This window comes from Amycolatopsis sp. FU40, from assembly GCF_021903635.1.
GTDB classification, from domain to species: domain Bacteria; phylum Actinomycetota; class Actinomycetes; order Mycobacteriales; family Pseudonocardiaceae; genus Amycolatopsis; species Amycolatopsis dendrobii.
On record NZ_CP091381.1, the window covers coordinates 7,348,851 to 7,367,163 of the forward strand.

16 protein-coding genes are annotated in these 18,313 nt (G+C 67.9%); 8 read left to right on the forward strand and 8 right to left on the reverse strand.

Annotation, left to right across the window (positions count from 1 at the left end; all coding sequences use genetic code 11):
- Window positions 1–3: 3 nt before the first annotated feature.
- From L3Q65_RS34590 to purD, 3 genes are all read right to left on the reverse strand, one after another.
- Window positions 4–606, reverse strand: coding sequence for a DUF3558 domain-containing protein (locus tag L3Q65_RS34590; protein ID WP_237597584.1), 603 nt, complete (start codon window positions 604–606; stop codon window positions 4–6).
- Window positions 587–976, reverse strand: a complete 390-nt coding sequence (locus tag L3Q65_RS34595) for a PE domain-containing protein (protein WP_037354127.1) — start codon at window positions 974–976, stop codon at window positions 587–589. The genes L3Q65_RS34590 and L3Q65_RS34595 overlap by 20 nt, the downstream gene beginning before the upstream one ends.
- A gap of 99 nt (window positions 977–1,075) precedes the next feature.
- Complete coding sequence (gene purD / locus L3Q65_RS34600; RefSeq protein ID WP_237597585.1) at window positions 1,076–2,335, reverse strand: phosphoribosylamine--glycine ligase; 1,260 nt, start codon at window positions 2,333–2,335, stop codon at window positions 1,076–1,078.
- A 241-nt stretch (window positions 2,336–2,576) separates the two neighbouring features.
- Here purD and L3Q65_RS34605 point away from each other — a divergent pair, with 241 nt between their 5' ends.
- The gene (locus tag L3Q65_RS34605; protein ID WP_182892793.1) at window positions 2,577–3,713 is read left to right on the forward strand and encodes a glycerophosphodiester phosphodiesterase; all 1,137 of its coding nucleotides are present in this window, start codon (window positions 2,577–2,579) and stop codon (window positions 3,711–3,713) included.
- A gap of 68 nt (window positions 3,714–3,781) precedes the next feature.
- Here L3Q65_RS34605 and L3Q65_RS34610 read toward each other — a convergent pair whose 3' ends face one another.
- Entirely contained in the window at window positions 3,782–4,228 is a 447-nt protein-coding gene (locus tag L3Q65_RS34610; RefSeq protein WP_237597586.1) for a nitroreductase family deazaflavin-dependent oxidoreductase, read from the reverse strand.
- Window positions 4,229–4,519: 291 nt separating this feature from the next.
- On the opposite strand from L3Q65_RS34610, the gene L3Q65_RS34615 reads away from it, so the two are divergent.
- Both L3Q65_RS34615 and L3Q65_RS34620 read left to right on the forward strand, forming a co-directional pair.
- Window positions 4,520–6,055 (forward strand): amino acid permease, encoded by a 1,536-nt coding sequence (locus tag L3Q65_RS34615; protein ID WP_237597587.1) that lies wholly within the window; start codon window positions 4,520–4,522, stop codon window positions 6,053–6,055.
- A 603-nt stretch (window positions 6,056–6,658) separates the two neighbouring features.
- The gene (locus tag L3Q65_RS34620; protein WP_182892796.1) at window positions 6,659–8,296 is read left to right on the forward strand and encodes a Na+/H+ antiporter; all 1,638 of its coding nucleotides are present in this window, start codon (window positions 6,659–6,661) and stop codon (window positions 8,294–8,296) included.
- Here the strand turns inward: L3Q65_RS34620 and L3Q65_RS34625 are convergent.
- The gene (locus L3Q65_RS34625; protein ID WP_182892797.1) at window positions 8,277–9,179 is read right to left on the reverse strand and encodes a TIGR03564 family F420-dependent LLM class oxidoreductase; all 903 of its coding nucleotides are present in this window, start codon (window positions 9,177–9,179) and stop codon (window positions 8,277–8,279) included. The two genes, L3Q65_RS34620 and L3Q65_RS34625, sit on opposite strands and share 20 nt — an antisense overlap.
- A 150-nt stretch (window positions 9,180–9,329) precedes the next feature.
- Here L3Q65_RS34625 and L3Q65_RS34630 point away from each other — a divergent pair, with 150 nt between their 5' ends.
- A complete protein-coding gene (locus tag L3Q65_RS34630; protein ID WP_182892798.1) occupies window positions 9,330–9,827 on the forward strand; it encodes an OsmC family protein in 498 nt (165 codons plus the stop codon).
- 9 nt (window positions 9,828–9,836) lie between these two features.
- On the opposite strand, the gene L3Q65_RS34635 is transcribed toward L3Q65_RS34630, so the two are convergent.
- Both L3Q65_RS34635 and L3Q65_RS34640 read right to left on the reverse strand, forming a co-directional pair.
- Window positions 9,837–11,051 (reverse strand): pentapeptide repeat-containing protein, encoded by a 1,215-nt coding sequence (locus L3Q65_RS34635; protein ID WP_237597588.1) that lies wholly within the window; start codon window positions 11,049–11,051, stop codon window positions 9,837–9,839.
- Between the two features lie 39 nt (window positions 11,052–11,090).
- Window positions 11,091–12,377 carry an adenylosuccinate synthase gene (locus L3Q65_RS34640; RefSeq protein ID WP_067577432.1) on the reverse strand — a complete coding sequence of 429 codons (1,287 nt, stop codon included), beginning with the start codon at window positions 12,375–12,377 and terminating at the stop codon, window positions 11,091–11,093.
- Between the two features lie 76 nt (window positions 12,378–12,453).
- On the opposite strand from L3Q65_RS34640, the gene L3Q65_RS34645 reads away from it, so the two are divergent.
- The 3 genes from L3Q65_RS34645 (at window position 12,454) to L3Q65_RS34655 (ending at window position 14,864) form a co-directional block, all read left to right on the forward strand.
- The gene (locus L3Q65_RS34645; RefSeq protein ID WP_237597589.1) at window positions 12,454–13,125 is read left to right on the forward strand and encodes a hypothetical protein; all 672 of its coding nucleotides are present in this window, start codon (window positions 12,454–12,456) and stop codon (window positions 13,123–13,125) included.
- Between the two features lie 151 nt (window positions 13,126–13,276).
- Window positions 13,277–13,915, forward strand: a complete 639-nt coding sequence (locus L3Q65_RS34650) for an HNH endonuclease family protein (protein WP_043834747.1) — start codon at window positions 13,277–13,279, stop codon at window positions 13,913–13,915.
- Between the two features lie 49 nt (window positions 13,916–13,964).
- The gene (locus tag L3Q65_RS34655; protein WP_182892801.1) at window positions 13,965–14,864 is read left to right on the forward strand and encodes a glycosyl hydrolase family 18 protein; all 900 of its coding nucleotides are present in this window, start codon (window positions 13,965–13,967) and stop codon (window positions 14,862–14,864) included.
- Here the strand turns inward: L3Q65_RS34655 and L3Q65_RS34660 are convergent.
- Window positions 14,854–16,731, reverse strand: a complete 1,878-nt coding sequence (locus tag L3Q65_RS34660; RefSeq protein WP_237597590.1) for an FAD/NAD(P)-binding domain-containing protein — start codon at window positions 16,729–16,731, stop codon at window positions 14,854–14,856. The two genes, L3Q65_RS34655 and L3Q65_RS34660, sit on opposite strands and share 11 nt — an antisense overlap.
- A 317-nt stretch (window positions 16,732–17,048) precedes the next feature.
- Here L3Q65_RS34660 and L3Q65_RS34665 point away from each other — a divergent pair, with 317 nt between their 5' ends.
- A complete protein-coding gene (locus tag L3Q65_RS34665; RefSeq protein WP_182892803.1) occupies window positions 17,049–18,308 on the forward strand; it encodes an MFS transporter in 1,260 nt (419 codons plus the stop codon).
- Window positions 18,309–18,313: the final 5 nt, after the last annotated feature.

Below are 18,313 nucleotides of genomic sequence, written 5' to 3' on the forward strand. Positions count from 1 at the left end.
TCCCTAGGTCCGGTTCTTCAGGCCCTGCACGGCCAGGCCGGCGGCCTGGGTGGCGATTTCGCACAACTGCGGCTGGCTGAACGCGCCCGCGGTGACCGCGAACTCCTGTGCCGCCATGGTCTGTCCCGCGGCGACGCCGACGAGCACCTCGCAGTCGGCGGGGGTGCCTGCCGCGCGGTAATTCGTGATCGCCGGATAACCCTCGACGCTGGTGGCCGCGGTGGTCATGCTGTTCTTGCGCCGCGATCCGGTGAGCCACTCCTGCACGTCCGCGTTGACGATCCGCAGGTGCAGCGCGTGGAACGGTTCGGCCTTGTCCGAATCGAACACGCAGGTGGGCCCGTCCTTCGGCTCGGCGGCCTTGCGCGGCACGCTCGTGACCTTCAGCAGGTCGAGCTGCGCTTGGCCGAGCAGGGCGCACGGATCGGTCCCGGCGATCGGCAAGTCCGACGGCCGCTGCGGCAGTGCGGCCGCTTTCGTCTGCTGCGCCAGGGAACTCATCGCGGGCTGTACGGGGTACGCGGTGCCCTGCTCACCCGACGAGCAGCCAGCGACCCCGAGCACCGCGACGACGGCGAGAATCGGTTTAGTGGATGCCGTGCGCACCGCGGTCCCCGAAAGCCGCGGCCTTGTCCGCGTCGCTGGCCTCGTACGTCTTCGCTGCTTCGCGCAGCTGTCCGACAAGCTTGTGCAGATTGGCGACGTACGCGCGCACCTGCGCGGCGTACGACTGATCGCCTTCCGCGACCACGGTGTTCCACGCAGCCATCGCGTTCACGCTCACCGTGTCCGACGAAGGAGTGTCGACGCGCAGTTCGCCCAGCCGCGTGAGGAGCTTGTCCTCAAGCGCGCTGACCTGCTCATCGACCACTCGCGCGACCTCGAGCAGCTTCGCCGGCTCGACCACGATGTCCGCCACGCCCGGCGCTGCCGGAACCGACGAAGCCAGGTCGGTGAGCGGTGTGCTTCCCGGCATGCGCTAACCCCTCCCGTGATACGGACGGTGACCGTACGGACCCGTTTCGAGGCTACCAACCGGCGCGTGAACCCGAGGCGAACTTCGTGGAGAAGCTGTTCAGGCGGGAGCGCTTACTTCCCCGTTGGCCGCGCGCAGTGCGATATCGGTGCGATGGTGCGAACCGGCGAGGTGTACGCGCTCGACAGTCTCGTACGCGTGCTTACGCGCCGCCTTAAGCGACTTACCGGTGCCGACAACTGACAGCACACGTCCGCCAGCCGAGATCACCGCACCGTCGTCGCGACGCCGCGTACCTGCGTGAAGCACGCCTTCGATCTCTCCGCCGGTGATGACGTCACCAGTGCGCGGCTTGCCCGGGTACCCGTCCGCAGCGATCACGACGGTGACCGCGGCCCCGCCCGACCACTCCAGCGGCGGCAGCTCGGCCAGCTTCCCGGTAGCCGTCGCGTTGAGCACAGTGGCCAGCGACGTACGCAGCAGCGCGAGCACAACCTGCGTCTCGGGGTCGCCGAAGCGGCAGTTGAACTCGATCACCTGCGGGCCTTCCGAGGTGAGCGCGAGACCGGCGTAGAGCAGGCCGGAGAACGGGCTGCCCCGGTCGGCGAGCTCGTCCACCACCGGCTGCACGACCCGCGCGACGACGTCGTCCACCAGGTCGGCAGGTGCCCACGGCAGCGGTGCGTACGCGCCCATGCCGCCGGTGTTCGGGCCGGTGTCGCCGTCGCCGACGCGCTTGAAGTCCTGCGCGGGCAGCATCGGCACCACGGTGCGGCCGTCGACGAAACAGAAGAGCGAGGCCTCAGGGCCATCCAAAAAGGACTCCAGGAGGACCGGGTGACCGCCGTCGAGCAGCATCAGCGCGTGTTTGCGCGCGACCTCGACGTCCTGGGTCACGACCACGCCCTTGCCTGCGGCGAGACCGTCGTCCTTCACGACCCAGGTGGGCCCGAAGCGCTGAAGCGCGGCGTCGAGGCGCGCGGGAGTGTCGACGACCTCACTGCGGGCCGTCAGCACCTTCGCGGCCGCCATGACGTCCTTCGCGAACGCCTTCGACCCCTCGATGCGCGCGGCCGCGGCAGACGGTCCGAAGCAGGCGATGCCGGCGTCGCGCACCGCGTCGGCGACGCCCGCGACAAGCGGCACCTCCGGCCCGATCACGACGAGGTCGGCCTTCCACTCCTTGGCCAGGGCCGCGACAGCCTCCGGCTCGGCGAGCTCGACCCCGAGCTGCTCCGCGACCGCAGTCGTGCCGGCGTTGCCGGGGGCGCAAGCGAGCGCCGTGACCGCGGGGTCGCCTGCCACCGCGAGGACGAGTGCATGCTCCCGGGCGCCGGAGCCGATTACCAGTACGCGCACGCCGGACAGCGTAACGGTGCGTGTCGCGCCGCGGCAGCGCGCCGTCCGCGACCCCGGCCCGGACCAGGTGCGCGACTGGTCCGGTCCCGGTCGCGCGGTGTCCGGATTCGCCTGCCATCCACCGTTTACCCGGTTGTCAACCGCCCGTCCGGCTGGTGCCGCGCGCCCGACGCTTGCGGCGGTGAGGGTGACGCGGTAGTCGTGGCGAGCTGCGGATCGCCCGGTAGAGAAAGGTCCCCCCATGAAGCGCAAACGCCTCGGCGTGCTCGCCCTGTCCGGCCTGGCCCTGCTCGGCGTCGCGGGTCTCGCGATCGGCCCGGCCGCCGCGAGCGAGGAGACGGCCGCGGGTGCGGCCGCGCACGGTCCCCGGCACGATGGCCCGGTGATCGTCGGACACCGGGGCGCGCCCGGCTACCGCCCGGAGCACACGCTCGCGTCGTACGAACTCGCTTACCGGATGGGCGTGGACTACGTCGACGTCGACCTGGTGCCGACCAAGGACGGCCAGCTCGTCGCCCGGCACGAGCCGGAAATCGGCGGCACCACCGACGTCGCGGCCCACCCGGAGTTCGCCTCGCGCAAGACCACCAAGGTCATCGACGGAACCAAGATGACCGGCTGGTTCACCGAGGACTTCACCCTCGCCGAGCTGAAGACGCTCTACGCCAAGGAGCGGATCCCGCAGAACCGGCCGAACAACCAGCTCTACGACGGCCGCTACCGGATCGCCACCTACCAGGAGGTGCTCGACCTGACCCGGCGGCTCGGCCACGAGCTGCACCGGACGCTGGGCACCTACCCGGAGGTCAAGCACTCGACGTACTTCAGCTCGATCGGCAACCCGACCGAACCGAAGCTCGTGTCGATCCTCGACCGCAACGGCCTGAACCGGCCGAACGCGCCGGTGATCATCCAGTCGTTCGAGGTGTCGAACCTTCAGGCGCTGCACAAGCAGGTGCGGGTGCCGCTGCTGCAGCTGACCGAGGCGAAGGGCGCTCCGGCCGACTTCGTCGCGAAGGGCGACAAGCGCACGTACGCCGACCTGGTCACGCCCGCCGGCCTGCGCGAGATCGCGAAGTACGCGAAGTACCTCGGCCCGGAGAAGGGGCAGATCATCCCGCGGGACGCGCAGGACAACCTCGGCAAGCCGACCACGCTGATCGCCGACGCACACCGCGCCGGGCTTGAGGTGCAGCCCTACACCTTCCGCAACGAAAACCCGTTCCTTCCGGCGAACCTGCGCTCCTCGGCCAGCCCGAGCGCGTTCGGCAACGTGTTCGCGGAGGAAGCGGCGTTCCTGAAGGCCGGGGTCGACGGATTCTTCGCCGACCAGCCGGACACCGCGCTGGAATCGGTGCGGGACTTCACCGGTCGCTGACTTTCCCTTCACGGATCTAGCTTTTCTTTCGGCCCGTCGGTGCCAGGTCACCGGCGGGCCGTTTCGCGTCAGCCTTGCGGAGCGAGCAGAACGATCGGGATCACGCGGTCGGTTTTCTGCGCGTACTCGTCGTACAGCGGGAAAACGCGCGCCATCTGCGGCCAAAGCACCTCGCGCTCTTCCGGAGACGCGACGCGAGCGCGAGCGGTCAACCGGCGCGCGCCGACCTGCACACCGACGCTCGGTTCCGCCCCGATGTTCTTGAACCACTCCGGGTCCTCGTCGGCTCCGCCCTTGGAAGCGACGACCACGAATTCGTCGCCGGAGGTGCCGTAGATCAAGCAGGTGCGCCGGGGCACGCCGGTCTTGCGTCCGGTCGTGGCGAGCACGAGCATGCGGAGACCGTCGGATTCGTGGCCCTCCGCGCCGTTCGAGGCCAGGTATGCCCGAGTCTGCTCGGCGACCCAGTCCCACTGGGAGTCAGTAGCGCGGTCAATGTCTTCGGCGACAGCCATGGCGGCGATCCTTTCCGGTGCGGACGGTGAGTCTCTCGCCCCGGGGACGGAGCCGCCGCGTCCTTCTCGACATCATGGCGGCGCCGAACAGAGCACCGTTTCGAGTGATGCGCACTCGAACAATTGTTCGACATACTGGTCCCATGTTGATCACTCAGCCCCGGACCGCCCTGCGCCGTTCGGAGGAGCTTCCGCCCAGCCACCAGCGAAACCTTGACACCCGCGAACGCCGGGGGCTAACTTCTGCGCACTCTCAATGGTCTGTCCGCATACCTTTCAGGTGGGTGCCCGATGGATGTCTCCGACCAGCAGACCGGACAACCCGACGAAGACAGCGCTCGCCTGCACGCGCTCGGCTACGCGCAGGAACTCAAACGCACGATGTCGGCGTTCTCGAACTTCGCCGTGTCGTTCACGATCATCTCGATCCTGTCCGGCTGCCTCACGCTGTACGGCTTCGGCATGAAAACCGGCGGCCCGGCGGCGATGATCTGGGGCTGGCCGCTGGTCGGGCTGTTCGTGGTGCTGGTCGGACTGGGCATGGCGGAGGTGTGCTCGAGCTACCCGACCGCGGGCGGGCTTTACTACTGGGCCGCGAAACTGGCGACCCGCAACGGTCCGGCGTGGTCGTGGTTCACCGGCTGGTTCAACCTGATCGGGCAGATCGCGGTCACCGCGGGCATCGACTTCGGAGCCGCGCTCTTCCTCAACGCGTTCCTCGATCTGCAGTGGGGCTTCAGCGCGACGCCGGGCCACACGATTTTGTTGCTGGCCATCATTCTTGTCGTGCACGGGGTGCTGAACACCTTCGGCGTGCGTGTGGTGGCGGTGCTGAACAGCGTCAGCGTGTGGTGGCATTTGCTTGGCGTGCTGGTGATCGTGGGCGTGCTCGTGTTCGTGCCGGCGAAGCATCAAGAAGCGTCGTTCGTGTTCGGCAGCTTCGCAAACCAGACCGGCTGGGGATCCGCGCCGTACGTGTTCTTGCTGGGTTTGTTGCTGGCGCAGTACACCCTCACCGGCTACGACGCCTCGGCGCACATGACGGAGGAAACCAAGAACGCCGCGAAAGCGGGCCCGCGCGGAATCATCAACTCGATCCTCGTGTCGCTGGTCGCGGGCTGGATCCTGCTGATCGGCCTGACATTCGCGATCCAGGACTACGACGGAGCCGTCAACTCGGCGACCGGCGTGCCGCCAGCCCAGATCTTCATCGACGCGACCGGCGCGGTGACCGGCAAATTCCTCCTCCTGATCTGCATCGGAGCCCAGTTGTTCTGCGGCATGGCCTCGGTGACCGCGAACTCCCGGATGATCTACGCCTTCGCCCGCGACGGAGCGATCCCGGGTTCGAAGATCTGGCACAACATCAACAAACGAACCCAAACCCCAACCAACGCAGTATGGCTAGCAGCGGGCGGCGCGTTGGTGCTAGCGCTGCCGTATCTGTGGAGCGCGACGGCTTACGCAGCAGTCACTTCGATCGCGACAGTAGGCCTATACGTCGCGTACGTGATCCCGGTCTTCCTCCGCGTCCGCCGCGGCGACAGCTTCGAGAAGGGCCCCTGGAACCTGGGCCGCTGGGGCAAACCAATCGGCATCGTCGCGACGGTCTGGGTCGTGGTGATCTTCGTGCTCTTCATGCTGCCCCAAGCAAGTCCCGTCACGGTCGACACGTTCAACTACACGCCGATCGCCTTCCTGGTCGTCCTTGGCGGGGCAGCCCTGTGGTGGGTCTTGTCAGCACGGAAGTGGTTCACCGGCCCGAAGGTGCAGGGTTCGGCGGACGAGTTGGCCGCGGTGGAAAAGGAACTGAAGGAACTCGGCTAGGCCGGAGGGTGCTCGCGACGGACGACCGTTCTCCACCAGGTGTCGCTCCGTTCCGCAGCACTCCACCCAGCATCGCTCCGTTCCGCGTCGCTCCACCCAGCGGCGTTCCACCCGACACCGCGTCGGAGCTGAGCACCTGACCGGAGTCCGCGAGCAGGACCGACCTTTGCCGAACCAACGCGGGCCGACCAAGCCTCACGTGCGGCGAGGTGAACCGGTCGTCACTACGCCGCCGCGCCGGTCTGCTCCGACTCCGCGGTGTCGCCCGCCCCACTCGCGCGGCAGCGACCGGCTATCTCGCCCGTCGCTGCCCCGACCGCCACACCGCTGCCCGACCGCCGCCCCGGCGATTCGCCTCCGCGTCAACGCCAAACGGCCGTTCCCTCCGAGCGGGCACGCCGCTGCCCGCCCTCACCGTCCGCCGACCACCAGCCAAACCCGACCCTTGAAGCCCCATGCCCACCCCATTCACCAACGCCCCGCGCGCCCCACCACCGAGCCGTCCGCTTCCCGCAACCGACCCGTCCACCTCGTCCGAAGGGAGTCCCGACACGAACCCACACCATCCGCGTCCGGCCGGATTCATGAGTCAAGATGCGAAGCATGGAGACCTTGACGCTGGTCGGCGTGCTCGCCGGGTCGCTGGGGCTGACCGCGGTCGCTCGGCGGTTCAACCTGTCCGCGCCGCTGCTCATCGTGGTGGTCGCGCTGGGGATCGCGTTGATTCCCGGTGTTCCGCGGGTCGAGCTGGAGCCTGAGCTGATCCTGACCGTCGTGCTGCCGCCGTTGCTGTACTCGACGTCGCTGGAGAGTTCGATCTCCCACTTTCGTGCGAACTTGCGGCCGATCATCACGCTCGGCGTGCTGCTCGTGGTGGCTACCGCGTTCGTGATCGCGTTCGTCGTGCATCTGCTGCTGCCCGATTTGCCGTGGGCGTCGGCGTTGGTGCTCGGGGCGGTCGTGTCTCCGCCGGATGCCGTGACAGCTGTCGCGATCGGGCGGCGGCTGGGGCTGCCGCGCGGGGTGATGACGGTGCTCACCGGCGAGAGTCTGGTCAACGACGCGGCCGCGCTCACGTTGTACAAGGTCGCGCTCGCGGCGGTGGCCGGGACGGCCGGATCGCTCGGGCACGGGTTCGCGGTCTTCGCCGTCGCGACGGTGGTCGGCATTCTCGTCGGGCTGGTCGCGGGCGGGGTCGTCGAGCTGATCCGCACGAGGCTGGACGATCCGCTGCTCGAATCGGCGTTCGGGATCGTGGTGCCGTTCGCGGCGTACGTCACCGCCGAACATTTGCATCCGTTCGGGGCGGAGTTCAGCGGGTCCGGCGTGCTGGCGGTCGTCACGGCGGGGCTGTTCCTGGGGCACCGGTCGTTGCGGGCGTCGCCCGCGACGCGGGTGCAGGACCGGTCTGTCTGGGCATCGATCGACGTCATGCTCGAGGCGCTGGTGTTCGCTTTGATGGCGTTGCAACTGCCGTTCGTGCTCGACGGGGCGCAGCATGCGGCGCGGGACAACGGGACGCTCGCGTTGTCGGCGATCATCGTGTTGCTCGCGACGATGTTCGTGCGGATTCCGGCGGTCTTCCTGTCCAGCTATCTGCCCCGGCCCCTGCAACTTCTCAGACGCACCAAGCACGACCCGCCTGCCTGGCGGTCGCTGGCGGTGATCTCCTGGACCGGTATGCGCGGCGTCGTCACCATCGCCGCCGCGTCCGGTGTGCCCGCGGATACGCCTGGCCGCGCGGAGATTCAGCTGTTCGCGTTCGCCGTCGCGGTCGGGACCGTGCTGATCCAAGGGCTCACGCTGCCGCCGCTGATCCGGTTGCTCAAAGTCCAGGATCCGGACGAGGACGCCCGCGACCAGGCCGAGGAGCTGGCCGCGCGCAAGGTCGCGCAGAAAGCCGCGCACGAACGGTTGCGCGAGCTTGCTCGCGACCAACTATCCACTTTGGACATGGAACCGGAGAAGATGAAGCGGCTCGAACAACGGCTCGAACGCGTGGTGGACACTCGCTACCGGTTCGCGCAGGCCGCGATCACCCTGTCCGGCGAGGAGCGGCGCGACAGTCCGCAGGCGCAGTTCGCCAAGGCGCGGCGGGAACTTCTCATCACCCAGCGCGCGGCGATGATCGAGGAGAACCGCGCCGGCCGCCTTGACGACGACGTCCTGCAAAAAGTCCTGCGTGAACTCGATCTGGAGGAAATGTCCGTAACGACAACCCTTACGAACCGGATGAGTTGAGCTCGCCCGTCAGCCGCCAGGTACGGCGGCGGTCCTCGTCGGTGTGCAGGGCGGTCTGGGTGAGCAACACGTCGGTCGCACCCGCGTCGAAGTAGCGCCGCACCCCGGCGGCGACCGTCTCCTCGTCGCCGATCAGCACCAGTTCCGCCGCGTTTTCGACGCCGCCCTCCTTCAGCACACGCTGGTACGACGGGATCGAGCCGTAGAAACCGAGTTCCCGTGCCGCGATCTCACGGACCGCGTCGACGTCGCTGGTCACCACAGCCGGGACAGCAGCGATCACTCGCTTGCCCGGGCCGATCCCAGGCACGATCAGGTTCGAGAGCGCACGCGGGCTGGCCAGGTACGGCAGTGTGCCGTCGGCCAGTTCGCCGGTGACGCGCAACGCCTGCGGACCCATCGCGGCGACGATCACCGAGATCGGTGCCGCAGGCGCGGGCTCCGACAGATGGGCTTCCACCGTCGAACCGGAGAAGTCGACTTGCTCCCCGGCGAACAACGCACGCAAGACGGTCAAGTACTCCCGAAGGTGCCGCACCGGCGGCGGATACGGCGTGCCGTAAACAGGTTCGAGGAAGTTCTTCGCGCCAAGGCCGATGCCCAACGTGAACCGTCCGCCGGACGCCTCGCTCGCCGTGCGCGCGGCAGCCGCCAGCGCCAGCGGATGCCGCGGGTAAATCGGGACGACGGACGTGCCGATTTCGGCCCGGGAGGTCACCTGTCCGGCCAGCGCGGCCAGCACCAGTGCGTCGTGACCCGAGGGCAGTTGGGAAAACCAGATCGACGCCGCGCCAGCCTCCTCGGCCTCGCGCGCCTGGTCCAGCACTTCGGTCACGGTGATGTTCGCCTGCGGACGGGCAGGCACGGTCAGTCCGACGCTCATACCTTCAAATTATTCAGGCACACCACCGGTTTCTCACCAGCCGAAACAACCGTACGGCTTTGTGCCAGCCGGATTCTCAGCCGACGAGAGCCCCTGCCCGGCACCGCGGCAGACCCGCACCCTGGACGCCCGACGACTCCAGGAGGACCGATGTCACTGACCGACGTCATCGACGGCACCCGGCAAGCCGTGCAGACGGACCGGCACAACGCGGCGGTGTCGTTCAGCGTCGACCACGCGCTGGCCGCGAACACCGCGACGGTGGTGGACGTCCGGGTGCGCGACCACGCGTTCACCGTGGACGAGCCGCCCGCCCTCGGCGGCACCGACCAGGCGGCGAACCCCGTCGAGTACGCGCTGGCCGCGCTCGGGTCCTGCCAGGTGATCACGTACCAGTTCTGGGCCGCCCGCCTCGGCATCCCGCTGGACGGAGTGCGCGTGAAGGTGGACGGAGACCTGGACCTGCACGGCTTCTTCGGCTTCGACGAATCGACCCGGCCCGGCTTCAGCGACGTGCGGGTGACCGTGGAACTCGACGGTCCGGCCGCGCCCGAGGTCTACGAACAACTCCGCCGCGCGGTGGACGAGCACTGCCCGGTGCTCGACCTGTTCCGCAACCAAACCCCAGTCACCACAACGGTTCGCTGAGCACGCCGATCACGACGGATCCAGTTCGCCGCGATAGGTCAGCGTCCCGTCAGCGCCAACACGCCACCGGTCGGGCAGCGTCGGCTCCTCCGCCAGCTGCCCGATCCTGGCACCCCGGAAGTTGAAGCGGGTGCTGGGAAATTCGTCCCACGACCACGTACCGCCGACCTGCTCACCGAGCTTCGGCCGCTCGTCGAACTCGATGAATCGAGCGAACTCCCCGTCGCGGAAATCGCATATTCCGCAAAACTCCGAGGGAGTAAACCAGGCTCCGCCGAGAAATCGCGTGCCTCTCGCCAGGAGATTCCAGCCGAACCGGGCACCCGTGAAGACGGCCCGATCGACAAACTTCGCCCCGGAGAAGCTCGCCAGCCGGTCGAAATCGGACTGATAGAACCAGGTCTCTCCGTGGAAGACGGTGTTGTCGAACCTGGCCACGACCAAGAACAGGGTGCCGCGGAACCGGGCTTTGCCGACAGCGCACCCCTCAAACCGGAAATCGATCAAGACCGCGCGGCTCAGGTCCAGGTCGAGGGGACCCCATTTCTCCGGGGAGCCGTCCGCCTCCCGGAGGTGATCCGCCAGCACTCCCTGCGCGGCGAGCCGTACCGGAAGTTCCTCGCGTTCCCGCCGCTCGGCCTCCGACATGCCGCTTTCCAGCTCGGCCGCTCTCGAGCTTTCGTAGTCCCACGAAGGCTTCGGAAACGGCATCCGGAGATACGCGCAAATGACATTGACGACGGCCTGTCGAAGCGTCGGATTCGCGTTGGCCAGCCGTTCGAGCGCATACAACCCGCCCAGCCGAACCGGTGCCTTGTCCGAACCGATCTGTTCGACAGCCTTGGCGTACAGCTCGGTGATCCGCCGCTCGGTCAGGTCGAACTCCGTCGCGAGCTGGACCCGCTCCCGGTGGCGCTGGTCCTCGGCGGTGGCGGCGATCGTCTCTCGGATCTGGATTTCCGTCGACCGCTGCCGTCGCGCGGCGAGCCACAGCGCGAACGCGCCGCCCGTGCCGACCGCGAGGCTCAGTGCCGTGCGGATGGCGTCCAGTTCGGCTCTGGCCGTGTCCGACGTCGGAGCCGTCGCTACCTGGCTCACGAGCAGCCAAGTAGCCGCGGCGATCAGGACCGCGGTCGCCGCGGCGGCAGCGGCTACCCACCACCACCGCAGCTCCGGCAGTTTCTGCACCCGGCCTGGCCGACCGGCAGCGTCGTCCGTCGTCATGCCGCTCTCATCGAACGGCAGACGACAGACGCAACAAACTCAGGCGAACTCGTGCCGCACGATCGTCTGCTCCCGGCCGGGGCCGACGCCGATCGCCGAAACCCGTGCGCCCGACAATTCCTCGATCCGCTCGACGTAAGCCCGCGCGTTGGCAGGCAGCTCGTCGTACGTGCGGCAGTTCGAGATGTCCTCGAACCAGCCCGGCAGCTCTTCGTAGATCGGGACCGCGTGGTGCACGTCGGTCTGCGTCATCGGCATGTCCGAGGTGCGGAAGCCGTCCACCTCGTAGCCGACGCACACCGGGACCTTCTCCAGGCCGGACAGCACGTCCAGCTTGGTCAGGAAGTAGTCGGTGATTCCGTTGACCCGCACCGCGTACCGGGCGATCACCGCGTCGAACCAGCCGGTGCGCCGGGAGCGGCCGGTGGTGACGCCGAACTCGCCGCCCTGCTTGCGCAGGTACTCGCCGGACTCGTCGTCGAGCTCGGTCGGGAACGGGCCGGAGCCGACGCGGGTCGTGTATGCCTTCAGGATGCCCAGCACGGTCGTGATGCGGCCCGGGCCGATGCCCGAGCCCGAGCCCGCGCCGCCGGACGTCGGGTTCGACGACGTGACGAACGGGTACGTGCCGTGGTCCACGTCGAGCAGCGTGCCCTGCGAGCCCTCCAGCAGCACCGTCTCGCCGCGCTCCAGGGCCTGGTTCAGCTGCAGCCGCGTGTCGGCGATGCGGTGCGCGAACTTCTCGCCGGCGGCGAGCACCTCGTCGGCGACCTGGTCGGCGTCGAGCGCCTTGCGGTTGTAGACCTTGACCAGCACCTGGTTCTTGAATTCCAGTGCCGCCTCGACCTTCTGCCGGAAGATCTTCTCGTCGAGCAGGTCCTGCACGCGGACACCGACCCGGGCGATCTTGTCCTGGTAGCACGGGCCGATGCCGCGGCCGGTGGTGCCGATCTTGCGGCTGCCGAGGTAGCGCTCGGTGACTTTGTCGATCGCCACGTGGTAGGGCATGATCAAGTGCGCGTCGGCCGAGATCAGCAGCTTGCTGGTGTCGACGTCGCGCTCCTCGAGACCGGCCAGTTCGTCCAGCAGCACGCCGGGGTCGATGACCACGCCGTTGCCGATGACGTTCGTCACGCCCGGCGTCAGGATCCCCGACGGGATGAGGTGCAGCGCGAAGTTCTCGCCGTTCGGCAGCACGACCGTGTGGCCCGCGTTGTTGCCGCCCTGGTAGCGGACGACCCACTGGACGCGGTCGCCGAGCAGGTCGGTGGCCTTGCCCTTGCCCTCGTCCCCCCACTGGGCACCGATCAGCACGATGGCCGGCATGTGACACTCCAGGTGTTCGGCAATAGGAATAGTGACCCCGGACGGGGACACGGGTGGCGCTGGTAAATGCCGGTGCATGACTTTAACGGAGGACGCCGGAGTGCGCGGAATAGTGGTGGCCTGCGGCGCCGCGGCGGATCTCCCCGCGCGGCTCGGCGACGTCCCGCTGGTGCACGCCGGACCCCGTCCCGGCAAGACGGAAATCGACCCCTTGCTGGGGGAACACGACCGGCTCGTCGTGCTGGGCTCCGACGCCGACCTCGCCACCGTGGTGGTGCGTCTCATGCGCCGCGAAGTCCTCCCGGGCGTGTCAGTCGGTTTCGTGGCCACTGAGTCCGCCTCTCGCGTCGCCGCGCACTGGCGGCTGCCTTCGGACCCGGACGAGGCGTTCGCGCTCGCCTGGAAGGGCGAGGACGCCGAGATCTCCCTCGTCCGCGACGACACCGGCGGCGTGCTCCTCGGGCACGCGACCCTGCGCGATGTCAAGGGCCAGGCGTATTGCGACGAACAGGTGGCTTTCGACGGTTCGGTTTCCGGCATCGAGGTCGCACCGGACGACTCCGGAGTGACCGCTCGAATCACCCGCGGCAAGCTCCTCAAACGGTCCGCGACGTTCCGCGGGCGCGCCTTCCAGCTCGGCTGCGTGCCGACGTCTTCGCTGGTCATCGATGGTGTCGCGCAGGATCGCGAGATTACCCGGCGAACCTGGTACCGGCACACAGTCGATCTTCGAGCGGTCCGCGGCTGACCCGATAGCGCGGACGAGGTTCAAGCAAACTTGGACTCTCGGTGACTTTCCGTTTACAGAAGGTCGGCTTCCTGTCACCTGACGGTGTTGCGCACGCCACTTTCGTGGTCAAAGGTGAATCAGTCCCGCATCTGACCAGGAAGGCAGCAATATGCCGACCACACGTACAGTTCGCAACTCCTTGACCGTCCTGGCCGGCGTCGCGCTGCTCGGCTCGGTCACGGTCGGCGTCGCCGACGCCACCCCGCCGGGCATTCCGTCGGCGGACACCGCGAAGAGCCAGCTCGCCGGTCTCACCGTGAAACCGGACGGCTCGCAGGACGGCTACAGCCGCGACAAGTTCCCGCACTGGATCGACCAGGGCAACAGCTGCAACACGCGCGAGATGGTGCTCAAGCGCGACGGCACGAACGTCCAGGTCGGCTCCGACTGCTATCCGACGTCGGGCAAATGGACCTCGCCGTACGACGGGGCGACCTGGAGCTCTCCGTCCGATGTGGACATCGACCACGTGGTGCCGCTCGCCGACGCGTGGCGCACCGGAGCCTCGTCCTGGACCCAGGACCAGCGCCAGGCCTACGCCAACGACCTCTCCGACCCGCAGCTGATCGCGGTGACTGACAACGTGAACCAGGAAAAGGGCGACAAGTCGCCGGACCAGTGGAAGCCGCCGTCCACCGGTTACTGGTGCACCTACGCCAAGATGTGGGTGACGGTCAAGTACAAGTTCAAGCTCACCGTGAATTCGGCGGAGAAATCTGCGCTGACGGACATGCTGGGCCGCTGCTGAGTCGATCGGCCCTACCGCGGGCACCGCTGCCGTCCTATGGTCCGAAGCCATGCGGAAGATCACGGCGGCGGTGCTGGCGGTGTTCCTGGTGCTCTGCGGGGCAGTCCCGGCGACGGCGGCGACCGGACGCAGAGTCGTTGTCTACTACCAAACGACGCACCAAAACGGGTCGTACATCTCTCCGTTGGGGCTCACCGATCACGACACCGGCGTCACTGACGTGATCGTCGGAGCCGTGCACCTCAACGACGGCGGAACCATGACGCTCAACGACGATCCGCCGTCGGACGCCAAATTCACGCAGATGTGGGCTGATCTCGCCACGATGCGAAGCAAAGGCGTGCACACGCTCGCGTTCGTCGGCGGTGCGGCGAAGGGCAGCTTCCAGCGCCTCGAGCAGGACTTCGACACCTACTACCCGTTGCTGCGCAACCTGATCCGCGACCATTCGCTGTCCGGCATCGACCTCGACGTCGAGGAGCAGATGTCGAACGACGCGCTGAACCGGGTGATCGACGCGCTGCGCAACGACTTCGGCCCGGACTTCCTGATCACCCTCGCGCCGGTCGCGACCGAACTCAGCGGCGGGGGCGGTCTTTCCGGCCTCGACTACGACCGGCTCTACCGCGAACGCGGTGACAAGATCTCCTGGTTCAACGCCCAGTTCTACTGTGGCTGGGGCTCGCTGGCGGACACCTCGGGCTACGATCAGATCATCGGCCACGGCGTCGTTCCGGCGAGCAAGGTCGTGGCCGGAACGGTCACGAATCCGGCTAACTGCAACGGTTACGTCGACATGCCGACGCTGAAGAACACGGTCGGCGGCCTCGTTCAGAAGTACTCGGATTTCGGCGGCATCGACGGCTGGGAGTACTTCAACTCGCTGCCCGGCGACACCGCCGCGCCGTGGGAATGGGCGCAGCAGATCGCACCGGCGGTCAAGGGTTAGCCAGCCGCAGGATTTCCCTTGCCAGCGCGTCGTTCTGCCGAAACGAGATCGCATTCGTGCGCGGCCTCGTGAAGGCTCCTGCCGAGCGGACGCTCGTGTGCGGGCCCACCGCGAACCGCCGCGGATGCGCCGATCCGTCCACAGTGACCAGCCGGAAGTCGTTGAGCGTCGTGGCGATCCGCCCGGACGGCAACGTCGCGCCATCGACGTCCGGCACGGTTTCCTCGGCCAGCGCACCAGTATCCCGCAGATTGCGCAGCAGCGGGTCGGACACTCGCGGAACGCTCGCGTCCGGCAGGCGCGCCTCGATCAACGTACGCGCGGCGACGGTGTCCGGATGACTGGTGCTCGACGCGACGAACGTTCCGGCCGTCTCGTCCGCGGCGATCGAGATGTCCGCGCCGAGGAACGACACGACGCCAGCGTCCGCTAGAGCGAGCAGTTCGTCGAGCCGGCGCGGCGGTGGGCCGCTCGCGTAGTAAGAGAAGAATCCGTGGAACCAACCGTCCATATCGGATACTTGAGACGCGGCGGTCAGCCGCCCGGTCGCGAGCAGCGCGGGCAGTTGACCGATCACGGACAGCAGGGCCATGAACGCGCCGAGGTCCGCGCTGTAGTGCACGTCCGCCCGGCGTGCCAGATCGGACTCGATGTATTTCCGTACCGCTTTCCCGAATTCCTCGCCGGAATCGAACCGGCGGCCCGCGAACGGCCGGTCCAGCCGCTCCAGATCGAGCCGGTCTTCCAGCGCGGGCACCGCAGTCGCGATCAGATCGCCCATTTCGGACGAACACCACGGCAGGTCGGCGAATTTGTCCGCGAAGATCGCGAAATCCGTGCGCACGCGATCCGGATGCCCGGTGAACAGCTCGGTGTAGTACGCCCAGGCGAGTTCCTTCGCGATGAGCGGCCACACGTCCGCGCGGAAGTCGAGCGGACCGGTCAGCCCGTCAATGGCGCGCTTGTCAAAGAATCTGGGCAGCTGCAACGGTTTCCCGCGCAACCGGTAGCCAGTCTTCGCGTGATACGGAACCCCGCGCCGGGAGCCGACGTGCAGCACCGGCTCGGCGCCGCTCGGGTGGTAGCGCAAGCCGCCACACGGCAGTTCCTCGAACCGGCCGCCCCGCCCCTCCGTGAGCAACAGCATCAGATCGACGAACGCGAGGCCAAAACCGCGTACTAGCACCGGTTCTCCGGCGGGCACCGCGGAGTAGTCGACGTCCGCGGTGTAGCCAGCGGGGTAGTAGGACAGCTCGTGCTGCTCGGCGAACGACTCCAACTCGCGTTCGCGAGAGTCGGGGACCGCGTCGAGGTGGCCGACAGTCAGCACCACGGCGTCGGCGGACACGGTCGTGCCGTCGGAAAGCCGCACGGTCTCGTCGTCGTCGATGCTCTCGGCCGTGGCGAGGTGCTCGACCACCGTGATGCCGGGCGGCAATTCGGCCACCACCTCGCGGTAGAACCACTCCAGGTACCGGCTTTGCAGCCGCCGGGTCGGGAAATCCGTAGAGGCGAGGCTGTCGAACTCGGCGCGGACGTCGTCCGGCACCGGATAGGCGAGCTTGCCCGCGCGCACCTGCCGCACCCACTCGATCAGCGACGGACCCGGCCGCACCGGACCGTCGATCCGGACGGTGTCGTCGGTGAACACGGTGACGTCCTCGGGCATCGAGTTCATCCGCAGCAGCGGCGACTGCTCGTACCGCCACACGCGGCCGGGGCCGGGCGGGAACGGGTCGATGAGATGGACTTCGATCCGCCGGTCGCCGAGCAGGCCGGCGGCGTTCGCGGACAGCCGTTCGAGGACGCCGACCCCGCGAGGTCCGGCGCCCACGATGGCGAGCGTGAACGTCGGGAGAGCGGTCACTCGGGCGAAGCTACGCGGCTGGGTGGCCGCGCGGCGGCCGTTCCACTCTGCGGACGGGCCGCTCGAACGGATGTGGCACAAACCACAAAGATCGAACCGGCCCCGGCGGGGAGTGCGGAGCGCTATCGTCTGGACACGTGGCGAACTGACCGTGACCTGTCGGATACCGGCGAAAGAACCTAGAGAATCACCAACAGTCACGAGACACTGAGCTTGACAACTCACTTCGTGTGACCGACCCGTGACCAGGAGGATCTAGGGTCACCCGTTGGTCACAAGTGCGGCACCGTCCGCGCACAGCAGCGGGGAGAACACGCATGACGACAGCACCACACCGGGTCACTTTCCGCGAGGTGTTCGGAGTCGCCGAGTTCCGCGCGATGTGGTTCGGCGAACTGCTGTCTATCGCCGGTGACCAGCTGGCCCGAGTCGCGTTGTCCGTCCTCGTCTACGCCAACACCGGTTCGGCGACGCTGACCGGTCTCACCTACGCGCTCACGTTCTTCCCGTCGCTGCTGGGCGGCATCTTCCTCACCGGACTCGCCGACCGCTTCCCGCGCCGGGCGGTCATGGTCACCGTCGATGCCACACGTGCGGCGCTGATTCTGTGCGTTGCCATTCCCGGATTGCCGTTCTGGGCACTATGCGTGCTCGTCGGCTGTGTTTCACTGCTGAATCCGCCGTTCAAGGCGTCTCAGCTGGCATTGCTGCCACAGGTGCTCGAAGGCGACCGATTCGTGGTCGGCATGGGCATCCGGAGCATGACGGTCCAGTCGGCGCAGCTGCTCGGTTTCGCCGGCGGCGGCGCGCTGCTGCTCGCGATGGACGCCCGCCTCGCCCTGGTGCTCGACGCGGGCACCTTCGTGCTCTCCGCGCTCTTCCTCCGCTTCGGACTGAAGGCCCGCCCCGCGGCGGCCAGCGGCGAAAAACGCAAGCCGTTCTTCTCCTCGCTGAGCGCGGGCGGCCGCGTCGCCTTCGCGACCACGGCGTTGCGTTCCTTGATGGTCTTCACGTGGCTCGCCGGGCTGATGCCGGTGTATGAGGGCATTGCCGCGCCGTACGTCGCTTCCTCGGGCGGCGGGTCCGAGATGATCGGCTTCCTGCTCGCCGCCGACCCGGTGGGCAGCGTGATCTTCACGTTCGTCTACACGCGCTGGGTGCCCGCCGGGATCCGGCCGAAGCTGATCGGCCCGATGACCGCGCTCGCCGCGATCCCGCTGCTGCTCTGCTTCCTGCAGCCGGGCCCGGTCGTCTCGGTGATCCTGTTCGTGATCTCCGGCGGCTTCGGCACGATCGCGCTGCTGCAGGCGACGGCGTCGCTGACGGTCGCGGTCCCGGACGAGAGCCGGGCGCAGACGATGGGGCTGTCGAACACCGGATTGACCACGACGATGGGCGTGACGCCGCTGATCGGCGGGGTCATCGCGGACCACGTGAGCGCGCAGACGACGGTCGGGATCTTCGGATTGGCCGGCCTGCTGATCACGATTCCGCTCGCGATCGCGTGGCAGCGGAGTGTTTCCGGGCAGGCTGAAGACGGGTCAGCGAAGGAAGCCACACGCGCCGAACATGCCTAAGTACC